The sequence below is a fragment of the Paracoccus fistulariae genome, assembly GCF_028553785.1.
Lineage (GTDB): Bacteria > Pseudomonadota > Alphaproteobacteria > Rhodobacterales > Rhodobacteraceae > Paracoccus > Paracoccus fistulariae.
In genome coordinates, this window is record NZ_CP067136.1 from 3,530,222 (window position 1) to 3,542,230 (window position 12,009).

14 protein-coding genes are annotated in these 12,009 nt (G+C 61.8%); 6 read left to right on the plus strand and 8 right to left on the minus strand.

Features of this window, described 5'->3' with window-relative positions; genetic code table 11:
• Positions 1-155: 155 nt before the first annotated feature.
• Both JHX87_RS17420 and recN read left to right on the plus strand, forming a co-directional pair.
• Positions 156-1,001, plus strand: a complete 846-nt coding sequence (locus tag JHX87_RS17420) for an outer membrane protein assembly factor BamD (protein ID WP_271883527.1) — start codon at positions 156-158, stop codon at positions 999-1,001.
• Between the two features lie 38 nt (positions 1,002-1,039).
• Positions 1,040-2,716 carry a DNA repair protein RecN gene (gene recN, locus JHX87_RS17425; RefSeq protein WP_271883526.1) on the plus strand — a complete coding sequence of 559 codons (1,677 nt, stop codon included), beginning with the start codon at positions 1,040-1,042 and terminating at the stop codon, positions 2,714-2,716.
• Here the strand turns inward: recN and JHX87_RS17430 are convergent.
• From JHX87_RS17430 to JHX87_RS17450, 5 genes are all read right to left on the minus strand, one after another.
• Positions 2,704-2,937, minus strand: a complete 234-nt coding sequence (locus JHX87_RS17430) for a hypothetical protein (protein WP_272833747.1) — start codon at positions 2,935-2,937, stop codon at positions 2,704-2,706. The genes recN and JHX87_RS17430 overlap by 13 nt on opposite strands.
• Before the next feature lie 219 nt (positions 2,938-3,156).
• Positions 3,157-3,474 carry a hypothetical protein gene (locus JHX87_RS17435; RefSeq protein WP_271883524.1) on the minus strand — a complete coding sequence of 106 codons (318 nt, stop codon included), beginning with the start codon at positions 3,472-3,474 and terminating at the stop codon, positions 3,157-3,159.
• 87 nt (positions 3,475-3,561) lie between these two features.
• Positions 3,562-4,440 carry a 3-hydroxyisobutyrate dehydrogenase gene (mmsB, locus tag JHX87_RS17440; RefSeq protein WP_271883523.1) on the minus strand — a complete coding sequence of 293 codons (879 nt, stop codon included), beginning with the start codon at positions 4,438-4,440 and terminating at the stop codon, positions 3,562-3,564.
• A complete protein-coding gene (locus tag JHX87_RS17445; protein ID WP_271883877.1) occupies positions 4,437-5,444 on the minus strand; it encodes an enoyl-CoA hydratase/isomerase family protein in 1,008 nt (335 codons plus the stop codon). Before JHX87_RS17445 ends, mmsB begins: the two co-directional genes overlap by 4 nt.
• A complete protein-coding gene (locus JHX87_RS17450) occupies positions 5,441-5,575 on the minus strand; it encodes a hypothetical protein (protein WP_271883522.1) in 135 nt (44 codons plus the stop codon). The genes JHX87_RS17445 and JHX87_RS17450 overlap by 4 nt, the downstream gene beginning before the upstream one ends.
• 429 nt (positions 5,576-6,004) lie before the next feature.
• Between JHX87_RS17450 and JHX87_RS17455 the strand changes: the two genes are divergently transcribed.
• Positions 6,005-6,601, plus strand: coding sequence for a VPLPA-CTERM sorting domain-containing protein (locus JHX87_RS17455; RefSeq protein ID WP_271883521.1), 597 nt, complete (start codon positions 6,005-6,007; stop codon positions 6,599-6,601).
• A gap of 104 nt (positions 6,602-6,705) precedes the next feature.
• Here the strand turns inward: JHX87_RS17455 and JHX87_RS17460 are convergent, their stop codons facing one another.
• Complete coding sequence (locus tag JHX87_RS17460; protein ID WP_271883520.1) at positions 6,706-8,205, minus strand: CoA-acylating methylmalonate-semialdehyde dehydrogenase; 1,500 nt, start codon at positions 8,203-8,205, stop codon at positions 6,706-6,708.
• A gap of 100 nt (positions 8,206-8,305) precedes the next feature.
• Between JHX87_RS17460 and JHX87_RS17465 the strand changes: the two genes are divergently transcribed.
• The 3 genes from JHX87_RS17465 to coaD all read left to right on the plus strand — a co-directional run bounded on the left by JHX87_RS17465 (position 8,306) and on the right by coaD (position 10,311).
• Entirely contained in the window at positions 8,306-9,217 is a 912-nt protein-coding gene (locus JHX87_RS17465) for a LysR family transcriptional regulator (RefSeq protein WP_271883519.1), read from the plus strand.
• 56 nt (positions 9,218-9,273) lie between these two features.
• Positions 9,274-9,735: a CBS domain-containing protein gene (locus tag JHX87_RS17470; protein WP_271883518.1), complete on the plus strand. Its 462-nt coding sequence runs from the start codon at positions 9,274-9,276 to the stop codon at positions 9,733-9,735.
• 84 nt (positions 9,736-9,819) lie between these two features.
• On the plus strand, positions 9,820-10,311 hold the full coding sequence (coaD, locus tag JHX87_RS17475) for a pantetheine-phosphate adenylyltransferase (protein WP_271883517.1): 492 nt from the start codon (positions 9,820-9,822) through the stop codon (positions 10,309-10,311).
• On the opposite strand, the gene JHX87_RS17480 is transcribed toward coaD, so the two are convergent.
• Positions 10,308-11,033 (minus strand): SDR family oxidoreductase, encoded by a 726-nt coding sequence (locus JHX87_RS17480; RefSeq protein ID WP_271883516.1) that lies wholly within the window; start codon positions 11,031-11,033, stop codon positions 10,308-10,310. The two genes, coaD and JHX87_RS17480, sit on opposite strands and share 4 nt — an antisense overlap.
• A 3-nt stretch (positions 11,034-11,036) precedes the next feature.
• The gene (locus tag JHX87_RS17485) at positions 11,037-11,891 is read right to left on the minus strand and encodes a fumarylacetoacetate hydrolase family protein (protein WP_271883515.1); all 855 of its coding nucleotides are present in this window, start codon (positions 11,889-11,891) and stop codon (positions 11,037-11,039) included.
• Positions 11,892-12,009 lie beyond the last annotated feature (118 nt).

A 12,009-nucleotide genomic window follows, 5' to 3' on the forward strand; every position in this document is an offset into this window, starting at 1 on the left:
ACCGTCTTCCCGAACTCGTGACAATTCTTTCTGAAAAACGCCTGCCGAAATCAATGGATTGCCATTTTGCGCCCCCTGATATTCTGTGCTAGGAGGTCTCGGCAGGCGTGCCGGAAACGGGTGTCCGCACAGAAGAATCGTATGGCAGGGTGAATATGGCGCGCTCGAAAATCTCGGCAACCATGATGGCTGCGCTGGTCGCGACGGTGACGCTGGCAGGCTGCGGCGGATCGAAAGATTCCGAACGGGAAAACCTTGACCGGTTTAATGCTCAGCAGATCTACACCCGTGGCGAATATGAGCTGGAAAACAGCCGCAAGCCTGAAGACGCGGTCTTTTATTTCAGCGAAGTAGAGCGGCTTTACCCCTATTCCGAATGGGCCAAGCGGGCGCTGATCATGCAGGCCTATGCCAATCACAAGGCCGAGAATTACGAAGAGGCGCGCGGCGCGGCGCAGCGGTATCTGGACACCTATCCCGGCGATGAGGACGCGGCCTATGCGCAATATCTGCTGGCGCTGTCCTATTATGACCAGATTGACGAGGTCGGCCGCGATCAGGGCCTGACCTTCCAGGCGCTGCAGGCCCTGCGCAAGGTGATCGAGGAATATCCCGACAGCGAATATGCGCGCAGCTCGATCCTGAAATTCGACCTGGCCTTCGACCATCTTGCCGCCAAGGAGATGGAGATCGGGCGCTATTATCTGAAGCGCGGCCATTACGCCGCCTCGATCAACCGCTTCCGCGTCGTGGTTGAGGAATTCCAGACCACGACGCAAACGCCCGAGGCTCTGTTGCGTCTGGTCGAGGCCTATCTGGCCCTTGGGCTGAATGATGAGGCGCAGACGGCGGGGGCCATCCTGGGCTATAACTTCCGCTCCTCGCCCTTCTATCTGGACGCCTATCAGCAACTGCGCGGCCGGGGTCTGGTGCCGGAAGCACGCGGCAGTAGCTGGCTGGCCAATGTCTATCGTCAGATGATTCAGGGGAAATGGCTCTAGCGTCCGGCCCGGTGGGCTAGACGCGGCCGTCATGCGCGATGCTGCGATCGCTTGAAATTCGGGACATGCTGCTGATCGACCGGCTGGAGCTTGGCTTTGGCGCGGGCCTGAATGTGCTGACCGGCGAAACCGGGGCGGGCAAGTCGATCCTGCTGGATTGTCTGGGCTTCGTGCTGGGCTGGCGCGGTCGGGCCGATCTGGTGCGGCAAGGCGCCTCTCAGGGTGAGGTGACGGCGGTTTTCGATCTGCCTGCTGGGCATCCCGCGCGTGGCCTTCTGTCCGAGGCAGGGATCGAAACCGACGAGGATGAGCTGATCCTGCGCCGCGTGAATGGCGGTGATGGCCGCAAGACCGGCTATGTGAATGATCGCCGCGTCTCGGGCGAGGTGCTGCGCCGGTTGTCCGAGGTTCTGGTCGAACTGCACGGACAGCATGACGATCGCGGGTTGCTGAACCCGCGCGGGCATCGGTTGCTGCTGGATGCCTTTGCCGGGCTGGATCCCGGCCCGGCGCGCGATGCCTGGGCGGCGCGTCGGGACGCCGCGCGCGATCTGGCCGAGGCCGAGGCGCAACTGGCCGCCGCGCGCAGCGAAGAGGAATTTTTGCGCCACGCCGTGAAGGAACTGGAAGACCTGTCGCCGGAGGCGGGCGAGGAAGAGGCGCTGGACATCCGCCGCCGAAGCATGCAGGCGGCCGAGCGTATCCGCGACGATGTTGCCCGCGCGCTCCAGATGCTGGGTGCGGATGGGGCAGAGGGCATGATGCTTGATGCCAATCGCTGGCTGGAGGCTGCGGCGGATCGTGCGGAGGGTCGTCTGGACCAGCCGCTGGCCGCGCTGTCGCGCGCGCTGATCGAACTGGGCGAGGCGCATGGCGGGGTCGAGGATGCGCTGTCCGAACTTGATTTCGATCCGGCGGCGCTGGAAGCCACGGAAGAGCGGCTGTTTGCGCTGCGCGCCCTGGCGCGCAAGCATGATATTCTGCCCGATGATCTGGCGGGGTTGGCGGATGAGCTGCGGGCGCGGCTGGACAAGATCGACGCGGGCGATGCCTCGATTGCCGAATTGCGCAAACGCATGGCAGATGCCCAGGCCAGCTATCAGGCCGAGGCGCAGCGGCTGACCGATATACGGCAGGCGGCGGCAAGCCGTCTGGATCAGGCCGTTTCTGCGGAACTCGCCCCGCTGAAAATGGAACGGGCGGTCTTTCAAACCCATGTCGGCACGGGTGAACCCGGCCCGGAGGGCGTCGACAGCGTGGCCTTTACCGTGGCGACCAATCCGGGCGCGCCGGCCGGTCCGCTGGACAAGATCGCCTCGGGCGGGGAATTGTCGCGCTTTCTGCTGGCTCTGAAAGTCTCGCTGGCGCGGGGCAATGATGCGCTGGTGATGATCTTTGACGAGATCGACCGCGGCGTCGGCGGTGCGACAGCCGATGCCGTGGGTCGGCGGCTGAAGACGCTGGCGGGCGATGCGCAAGTGCTGGTGGTCACGCATTCGCCGCAGGTCGCGGCGTTGGGCGATACGCATTTCCGCGTCGCCAAATCCGTCAGCGACGGGATGACCACATCCACCGTGGTGGCGCTGGCGCATCCCGAACGGGTGGAAGAGATCGCCCGAATGCTGTCCGGCGATCGCATCACTGAAGCCGCGACCGAAGCCGCACGCGCCCTGCTGGCCGGGTCATCCGGGCAGATGGGCAGTCAGTCGACCTGACGCAGGATCGACAGAACCTTGCCGGTTTCGGGGTTCATGCGCACCAGCAGATCGCCGACAATGGCATAAATGTTTCCGGCAGGTGCGATGCCAAGGCCATAGACCTCTGGCTGGTCGACAACCTGGACCCGGGACATATCCACCGTATCGCCGACGCTGACAGGGGCGCCCTTGGCCTTGGCAGAGCTTTGGGCCAGATAGATCTGCGGCTGCTGACCCACGGTATCCGCCCGGGCCTGCGCGTGATGTTGATGATATGCGACAGCCAACAGGGGAAAAACCAACAGCCCCAAGCTTGCCGTCGCGGCAATCGTCTTATGAGGCAACATAACCAAGTCCTTATTTGCTCGGGGGACTAACCGCTGTAAATGCGAAACGGTTCCGGTGATCCGACAAGTCGCGCGAACGTGAGGCGCGTTGCCCGCGACAGTGCCAATGGCTTAATCCACAATGGCGACATTGGCGCGGAGGATGGACAGCACCTTGTTGGTCTTGCTGTCCAGGCGCACAAGCTTTCCTGCCACGATCGCATAGCGGCTGCCCGGAATCTCGGGCCCCAGACCATAGGCGCCCGGTTTGTTGATGAAATGAATTGCATCGGCGGGCGGCGCTTCGCCCGCGACGACCGAAACCGGCGGGGCCGCTGCGGCAGCCCCGAAGGGGGTTGGCAGATCGTGGAACTGGCCGTCACTTTCAGCACTGTAAAGGCTGATCGCCGTCAGGGCGATCAGAAGTGATGCGTTTCGTGTAAAAGACATTGCGCGTCTACTTTGCCATGAGAACCAAAAAAACAGAACTTAACTCTGCCATTTTAGCTTCCATCTGCGGATTTGGTTCCGCAAAAATCAGCGGCTTTCGAGATTTTTTTCCGTAAACCGTGGCAACATTGCCGAAAAATCGCGCCCGCGCCCGTCTTCTTCCTCGACGAATTGGCGGTAAAGCTCACGTGCCAGCGCGCCCATCGGCGTCTCGGCCCCCGAGGATTCCGCCGCATCCTGCGACAGATTCAGGTCTTTCAGCATCAGTTCGGCGGCAAAACCGGGCTTGTAATCGTTATCGGCGGGCGATGTCGGCCCCACGCCGGGGGCAGGGCAATAGGCATTCATGCTCCAACTGTAGCCAGAACTGGTCGAAACGACATCGAACATTTTCTGCCGGTCCAGTCCAAGCTGATCGGCCAATGCGAAGGCCTCGCAGGTTGCGATCATGGTGACGCCCAGAATCATGTTGTTGCAGATCTTGGCCGACTGGCCAGCGCCCGCATCGCCGCAATGCACCGCCTTCTGGCCCATGATGTCGAACAGCGGCTGGACGGTCGCGAAATCGGCGTCTGACCCGCCCACCATGAAGGTCAGCGTCCCGGCCTGCGCGCCACCGATGCCGCCCGATACCGGCGCATCCAGCGATCCCAGACCGGCCGCATTCGCCTGCGCGGCCACGGCGCGGGCGCTGTCCACATCCACGGTCGAGCAATCGCAAAGGATCGCGCCCGGCTGCATGTCGGGAATGATCTGATCCGCCACGGCCCGCAGGATCTTGCCATTGGGCAGCATGGTGATGACGACATCCGCGCCCTTGACCGCCGCCGCCGCGCTGTCGGCGGTGCTGACGCCGTCGGGGCAGGGGGCGGCGGTGTCGAACCCCATCACCTCATGCCCGGCCGCAGCCAAATTTGCGGCCATTGGCGCGCCCATATTCCCCAGACCGATGAAGCCGATCTTCATGTTACCTCCTCCCAAGCAATTTCGTCATCGCCAAGCGATGCCAGCATTTTTTCGACATATTCGGGCGACGCATCGGCGGACCAGCGCGGATTGCGATCCTTGTCGATGATCTGCGCGCGCACGCCTTCTAGAAAGTCGCCCATCTCGCTTGCCCGCCAGGTAAAGCGGTATTCGCGGCTCAGCGCGTCCTGGATCCGCCGGTCGCCTCGCGCCGCGCGGACCATGTCAAGACCGGCTGCCATCGACAGGGGCGAGTTGCGACGGATCGCCTTTAACGCGGCCTCATCGCCATTGCTGTCCAGCGCCGTCGTTATTTCCTCGACCGTCCGGCCGCCGAAAGCGGACAGATCGCGCGTCGCCAGTTCTGAAACCGGCGCGCCATGGGCCGCGATCTCAGCCACATCGCCGCTTTCCTCCAGCCTCTCGATCAGCGCGGGCCATTCGGCCTCGGGCAGGTAGATATCGGCAAAACCGGCATGGATCGCATCGCCCGCGCCCATGCGCCCGCCGGTCAGGGCCAGGAACTCTCCGATCCGGCCGGGGGCGCGGGCCAGAAGCCAGGTGCCACCCACATCCGGGATCAGCCCAATACCGGATTCGGGCATCGCGATCTGCGTCGTATCGCCGACGATGCGGTGCGAGGCATGCCCGCCCACGCCAACGCCGCCGCCCATGACAAAGCCCTGCATGAAGGCCACGACCGGTTTGGGATAATCGGCAATCGCCGCATTCATCAGATATTCGTCGCGAAAGAAGTCGCGTCCGATCTGGTGGTCACCCTCCAGCCCGCCGCGATAGACGGCCGCAATATCGCCGCCTGCACAAAAGGCGCGGTCGCCCTCGGCATCGATCACGACCAGCTCGACCTGCGGATCGTCGCGCCAATCATCCAGCGCGCGGTGCAGATCCCGCGCCATCTGGTGATCCAGCGCGTTCAGCGCCTTTGGCCGGGTAAAGGTGATCCGGCCAGCCTGACCGGCCTTGCGTATATTCAGATCCTTCAACAGCATTCCCCCATATGCTTCGCCTGCGGTACTCGGTCTGGCGCGGTGATCGCGGTCAGATCCACGATCCGCATCCCGCCGCCATGGGTCAGCCGTGACCGTCCGCGTTCGGCCTGAAATTGAACGCGCATTCAATTAGCCCGCATGCCCTTTGAGGTGCAAGCATAACCGGCTGTCGCGGGTTGTTCTAACAGAATATTTTCGCTGATCTGCATGATCTTGCGCATTGTTCAGGCGCGGGCCACCACCCGGGAATCACAATGCGATGGCCTGCGTCGACTGGCTTTTCACGTCTGCGTCAAATCAGATGCGAAGCGCGCTTAAATCCAAAAATCATACACATTTGTTTAATTTTTATTTTCATTGCCGGAATATATCGCGGTCAGATGCCCTGTCTTTTTAGATAGGATTTTCGTTGTCTGGACATAATATCCCCTGTTATAGGCGCCTGATAGCGGAAGACTCATCTTGGGGTTGTTTTAACGTAAATACTTTCATCTTGAATGGTGAAATATCGATGGTATTTGTTTTTACTTGTAATTTATCGGCGAGATCCAGTTATGAGTAAGATCAAAAAAGCGGCGATTGCCGCGGTCATGGCAATCACAGCTTCTGCGGCTTCCGCGGGTACGATTACCTTCAACGATGGATCTCTGGGCACGCATACGAATTTCGTCGAAAGCGGCTTTCAATTCGACAAGCTGCGGATCGTGAAGGCCTATTGTGAAAACAAGGCTTCGGGGAATTGCGGCTCAGAGAACGCGTTCAGGGAAACCACGATGACGCGCGCGAATGGCGGCAAGTTTCACGTCAACAGCCTGTGGTTCTCGCTGCTTGCGGATAACGCGCCGCTGCAACTTGTTTCGGACAGAGGTTCGGCCAGCTTCGGGATCGGCACGCTTCTGGGCGGTGTCGCCGTTGCACAGAACAGCGGCTATGTGCTGGATCTGACCTCGATGGATCTTTTCAAGGATATCAGCTTTCTGACGATCATCGACCCGTCCCTGCAGCAAAACGATGCAGGCCGGGCCAAGGGCGATCTGCGCTTCGACAACATCGACGTGACGCCGGTGCCGCTGCCTGCGGCGGGTGCGATGCTGTTGGCGGGTCTTGGTGGTCTGGCGATGCTCCGTCGCCGCAAGCGGTCCGACGCCTGATCAGGTCCGAACCACGACATGCAAAAAAGGCGAGGAGAAATCCTCGCCTTTTTTAATGCGTGGGTAATATCCGGCCCGCCAGTATCAGCGGGCCGGATATTTTATCAGTCCATGGCCTTGAAGTTGAATTCGCCGCCTTCCTTGATCCCCGAAGGCCAGCGGGCCGTCACGGTTTTCGTCCGGGTATAGAAGCGGAAGGCATCCGGGCCGTGCTGGTTCAGATCGCCAAAGCCCGATTTCTTCCAGCCGCCAAAGGTGTGATAGGCCAGCGGAACCGGGATCGGCACGTTGATACCGACCATCCCGATATTGATCCGGTTGGCAAAATCGCGCGCGGTATCACCGTCGCGGGTATAGATCGCGGTGCCGTTGCCATATTCGTGATCCAAGGCCAGTTTGATCGCCTCTTCATAGCTGCTGGCGCGGACGGTGGACAGAACCGGGCCGAAGATCTCTTTCTTGTAGATCTCCATATCCGGGGTCACGCGGTCGAACAGGTGCGGGCCGACGAAGAACCCGTCCTCATAGCCCTGCAGGTTGAAGTCGCGGCCATCGACGACCAGTTCGGCGCCCTGATCAATGCCCGATTGCACCAGCCGCAGAATGTTTTCCTTGGCGGCGCCGGTCACGACGGGGCCGTAATCGACATCATTGCCCGCCGTATAGGGGCCGACCTTCAGCTTTTCGATCCGCGGCACCAGCTTTTCGATCAGCGCATCTGCGGTCTTTTCGCCGACCGGCACCGCGACCGAGATCGCCATGCAGCGTTCGCCCGCCGCGCCGTAACCGGCACCCACCAGCGCATCGGCCGCCTGATCCAGATCGGCATCGGGCATGATGATCATGTGGTTCTTGGCACCGCCAAAACACTGCGCCCGCTTGCCGTTCTGGGCCGCGCGCTCATAGATATATTGCGCGATCGGGGTCGAGCCGACAAAGCCCACGGCCTGAATGACCGGGTTGTCCAGGATCGCATCGACGCTGTCCTTGTCGCCATTCACGACCTGCAGCACGCCATCGGGCAATCCGGCCTCTTGCAGCAGCTTGGCCAGCATCATCGGGACCGAGGGGTCACGCTCGGACGGTTTCAGGATCATGGCATTGCCCGCCGACAGGGCCGGACCCATTTTCCACAGCGGGATCATCGCCGGAAAGTTGAAGGGGGTGATGCCCGCGACAACGCCCAGCGGCTGACGCATGGAATACATGTCGATGCCCGGACCGGCGCTGTCGGTGAATTCACCTTTCAGCAGATGCGGCGCGCCGATGCAGAATTCGATCACTTCCAGCCCGCGCTGCACATCGCCCTTGGCGTCGGGCAGGGTCTTGCCATGTTCAGAGGACAGCGCCTCGGCCAGCTTGTCCATGTCGCGGTTCAGCAGTTCCACGAATTTCATCATCACACGGGCGCGACGCTGCGGGTTGGTTGCGCCCCAGGCCAGCTGTGCCTTGGCGGCGCTGTCAACGGCGGCGTCCAGCTCTTGCTTGGTGGCCAGCGACAGCTTGGCCTGAACCTCGCCGGTGGCGGGGTTGTAGACATCGGCAAAACGACCCGAGGTGCCTTTGACCTCCTGGCCGTCGATCCAGTGATGAATCTCGCGCATTGCATCCTCCTTGATGATTTGTCGGCAGCATACCCTTGCGCAAATGCGGATCAAAGAGGCAGGATGGCAAATAGGTTTTGCATTTTTGCAAAGGAAGCGCATGGATTGGGACGATTTGCGGATTTTTCTGGCGGTGGCGCGGACAGAAAGCCTGTCCGGTGCCGGGCGGCGGCTGGGGATGGATGCCTCGACCGTGGGGCGGCGGATTGCGCGGCTGGAACAGGCCGTTGGCGCGGCGCTGTTTGCAAAGACACCGCAGGGCTATGCGCTGACGGCCGAAGGGGCACGCCTTATCGCCCCCGCCGAGGCCGCCGAGCAGGCCGCGATTGCCGCCAGTGAGGCAACCCGCAGGGATGCCGGCCTGACGGGGCAGCTTCGGATCGGCGCGCCCGATGGCTGCGCGAATTATCTTCTGCCGCAGGTGGCGCGGGATCTGTGCCGCCAGCATCCGGGATTGGAAATCCAGATCGTCGCCCTGCCGCGCGTGGTCAATCTGACCAAGAGAGAGGCCGATATGGCGGTCGCCGTCTCGCCGCCGGATACCGGGCGTCTGGTCGTGCAGCGGCTGACGGATTACCGGCTGCATCTGGCGGGTCACAGCGATTATCTGGACAGTCATCCCGCGATCACCGATCTGGCGGATCTGAAGGGCCACCGGATGATCAGCTATATCCCGGACATGATCTTTGACCGTGAACTGGATTACCTGTCCGAAACCGGCGTCGAAAGCGCGGCGATCACCTCTAATTCTGTCTCGGTCCAGATGCAGGCGATCCGGGCGGGGTCGGGACTGGGCATCGTGCATGATTTCGCCATCCCCTTTGCCCCGGGCGTGCGCCGCGTGCTGCCGGATCGAATCGCGCTGACCCGGGCTTTCTGGCTGATCCGGCATGCCGATGACCGCGCCTCGCGCCGCCTGACGCTTCTGGCAGAGCTGCTGGCGCAGGCAATTCGGGCAGAAGTTGCCCGTTTAGAGGCGCAAGTTTCCGCATCCGGGCATTCAGTTGCTTGACGCGACCCTGAAGGCGAAAAATAATCAACTCAACCACATGGTGAGGAGAATGTTCAATGTTGGTCAATCAGATGCTGTCGATGAAATCTGGTTCCGGTAAGGCCGGTATCGAAGCTCAGACCATCATCACGATCGCCCCGGATGCGACCCTGGCGGATGCCGTCAAGCTGCTGTCCGAGCGCCGGATCGGGGCCGTGGTGGTGTCAACGGATGGCAAGACCCCCGACGGGATCCTGTCGGAACGCGATGTCGTTCGCCAGTTGGGCGCCAAGGGCCCCGATATCCTGTCGGTGCCGATCAGTCAGGTCATGACCACGGCGGTGCAGACCTGCACCACGGGCGAGGACGCGCTGATCGTGCTGGAGCGGATGACCGAGGGGCGGTTTCGCCACCTGCCGGTGGTCGATGGCAACGGTCACATGCTGGGCGTCATCTCGATCGGGGACGCGGTCAGCGGCCGGTTGAAGGAGCTTGCCGCCGAAAAAGACGCGCTGACCGGGATGATCATGGGCAGCTGAGCCGGGTTTTCCCGCGATCTGCTTGCATTTCCGGTTCAGTTCCGTTTTGGCTGGGGCAATCGAATTGCACAAGGACAGCTGAGCATGCGCATCGGCCTTTATCCCGGCACCTTTGATCCGATCACTTTGGGCCATGTAGATATCATCCAGCGCGCCACGGCGCTGGTTGATCGTCTGGTGATTGGCGTTGCGATCAACCGCGACAAGGGCCCGCTATTCGACCTGGAAGAGCGGGTGGCCATGGTCAAGGCGGAATGCGAGGCGATTGCGCTGAACAGCGGGACCGAGATCCTGGTGCATCCCTTTGAAAACCTGCTGATCGATTGCGCGCGCGACGTCGGCGCAGGCGTCATCGTGCGCGGCCTGCGCGCGGTGGCCGATTTCGAATATGAATTTCAGATGGTTGGCATGAACCGCGCGCTGGATTCCGGGGTCGAGACCGTGTTCCTGATGGCGGATGCGCGTCGTCAGGCGATTGCCTCGAAGCTGGTCAAGGAAATAGCCCGGCTGGGTGGGGATGTGTCGAAATTCGTGACGCCCGCAGTGCGCGACGCATTGCTGCACAAATATCGCTAGCCGCGTCCGATAAAGGGCATATTGGTGGCCATCACGGTCATGAACTGCACATTCGCACCTGTCGGCAGGCTGGCCATATGCATCACCGAATCCGCCACGACCTGAACATCCATCAGGGGTTCGGCTTGCGGGGATGAACTGCTGACCTTTTGCAGCAGCTCGGTCGCGGCATTGCCGATGTCGATCTGACCACAGGCGATTCCGAAGGGGCGGCCATCCAGGGACAGGCTGCGGGTCAGCCCGGTGACCGCGTGTTTCGAGGTCGTATAGGCAATGGAGCCGGCGCGCGGCGCATGGGCAGAGATAGAGCCGTTATTGATAATCCGCCCACCCTGCGGCTGCTGGGCGCGCATGATGCGAAAGGCCGCGCTGGCGCAGTTGAACATGCCATTCACATTGACATTGATCACATCGGCAAATGTCGCCGCATCCATCTGATCGGGCAGGGCAGGATCGGCGCCGCGCCCGGCATTGTTGAACAGAACATCCAGCCGACCCCACAGCCCTGCCGCCTTGTCGAAACTGTCGCTGACTGCGGCCGCATCCGTGACGTCGCAGGGCAGGATCAGGGCCTCGTGATCCTGCGCCGTTTCACGCAGGCTGCCCAGATGCCTGCCCAGCAGTCCGACATGCCAGCCATCGCGCAGGAAGCGGCGGGCGGTGGCACGCCCGATGCCGCTGCCCGCGCCGGTGATCAGGATGCTGCGCCGATCCGTCGTCACGTCCTAGCCCCCGATCACGCGCTGCGTCTGTTCGCCAAGCCCCTCGATGCCCAGCCGCATCACCTGACCATCGCGCAGATAGGCCGGCGGTTTTTGCGCCATGCCGACACCGGGCGGGGTGCCGGTGGTGATCAGATCGCCGGGCTGCAGCGTCGTGAACCGGGAACAGTAGGACACGATCTCGGCCGGGCCAAAGACCATCGTCGCGGTGCTGCCGTCCTGATAGCGGTGGCCATCGACCTCCAGCCACATCTTCAGGGCGCGCGGATCGGCAATCTCGTCAGCAGTCACCAGCCAGGGGCCAATCGGGCCGAAACCGTCATAGCCCTTGCCCTTGTCCCATGTGCCGCCGCGCTTCAACTGCCAGTCACGCTCGCTGATATCGTTCACAAGGCAATAGCCCGCGATATGGTCGAGCGCGTCCGATTCGCTGATATTCTTGGCCCTGCTGCCAATGACAATGCCCAGTTCCACCTCCCAATCGCTTGCCTCAGAGCCCGGGGGCAGGTGCAGATCGTCGTCCGGCCCGGCAATGCAGTTGGTCCATTTCGTGAAGACGACCGGTTCTGTGGGCACATCCATCCCCGATTCGGCGGCGTGGTCGGCATAGTTCAGGCCAATCGCCAGAAACTTGTCGACACCGCCCACACAGGCGCCCAGACGCAGATCCTTTTGCGCGATGCCGTCGATGAGTGGCAGCGAGGAGATGTCGATCTTGCGCAAAGCCTCCAGCCCGCGCGGCGTCAGGGTCTCTCCGCCGATATCATCGCAATGCGCGCTGAGATCGCGAACCCGGCCATCGCTGTCCAGAACACCCGGCTTTTCCTGCCCGACAGAGCCATAACGAACCAGTTTCATCTGCATCCCTCCCATCTGCGGCACGGTATGTGCCAGCCATTCGTGTCATCACGCGTATCGTAAGGGAAGTTGGCCTTCGCGATTTTCTTTAGTTAGAGGATGCTGTGCCCCCGGATTA

Bases quoted from the DNA above. Each gene is read 5' to 3' on its own strand.
- JHX87_RS17485 (WP_271883515.1), bottom strand. From the start codon at position 11,891: ATGAAACTGGTTCGTTATGGCTCTGTCGGGCAGGAAAAGCCGGGTGTT.
- recN (WP_271883526.1), top strand. From the start codon at position 1,040: ATGCTGCGATCGCTTGAAATTCGGGACATGCTGCTGATCGACCGGCTG.
- JHX87_RS17470 (WP_271883518.1), top strand. From the start codon at position 9,274: ATGTTGGTCAATCAGATGCTGTCGATGAAATCTGGTTCCGGTAAGGCC.
- JHX87_RS17460 (WP_271883520.1), bottom strand. From the start codon at position 8,205: ATGCGCGAGATTCATCACTGGATCGACGGCCAGGAGGTCAAAGGCACC.
- JHX87_RS17420 (WP_271883527.1), top strand. From the start codon at position 156: ATGGCGCGCTCGAAAATCTCGGCAACCATGATGGCTGCGCTGGTCGCG.
- JHX87_RS17455 (WP_271883521.1), top strand. From the start codon at position 6,005: ATGAGTAAGATCAAAAAAGCGGCGATTGCCGCGGTCATGGCAATCACA.
- JHX87_RS17465 (WP_271883519.1), top strand. From the start codon at position 8,306: ATGGATTGGGACGATTTGCGGATTTTTCTGGCGGTGGCGCGGACAGAA.
- JHX87_RS17435 (WP_271883524.1), bottom strand. From the start codon at position 3,474: ATGTCTTTTACACGAAACGCATCACTTCTGATCGCCCTGACGGCGATC.
- coaD (WP_271883517.1), top strand. From the start codon at position 9,820: ATGCGCATCGGCCTTTATCCCGGCACCTTTGATCCGATCACTTTGGGC.
- JHX87_RS17450 (WP_271883522.1), bottom strand. From the start codon at position 5,575: ATGCGCGTTCAATTTCAGGCCGAACGCGGACGGTCACGGCTGACCCAT.
- mmsB (WP_271883523.1), bottom strand. From the start codon at position 4,440: ATGAAGATCGGCTTCATCGGTCTGGGGAATATGGGCGCGCCAATGGCC.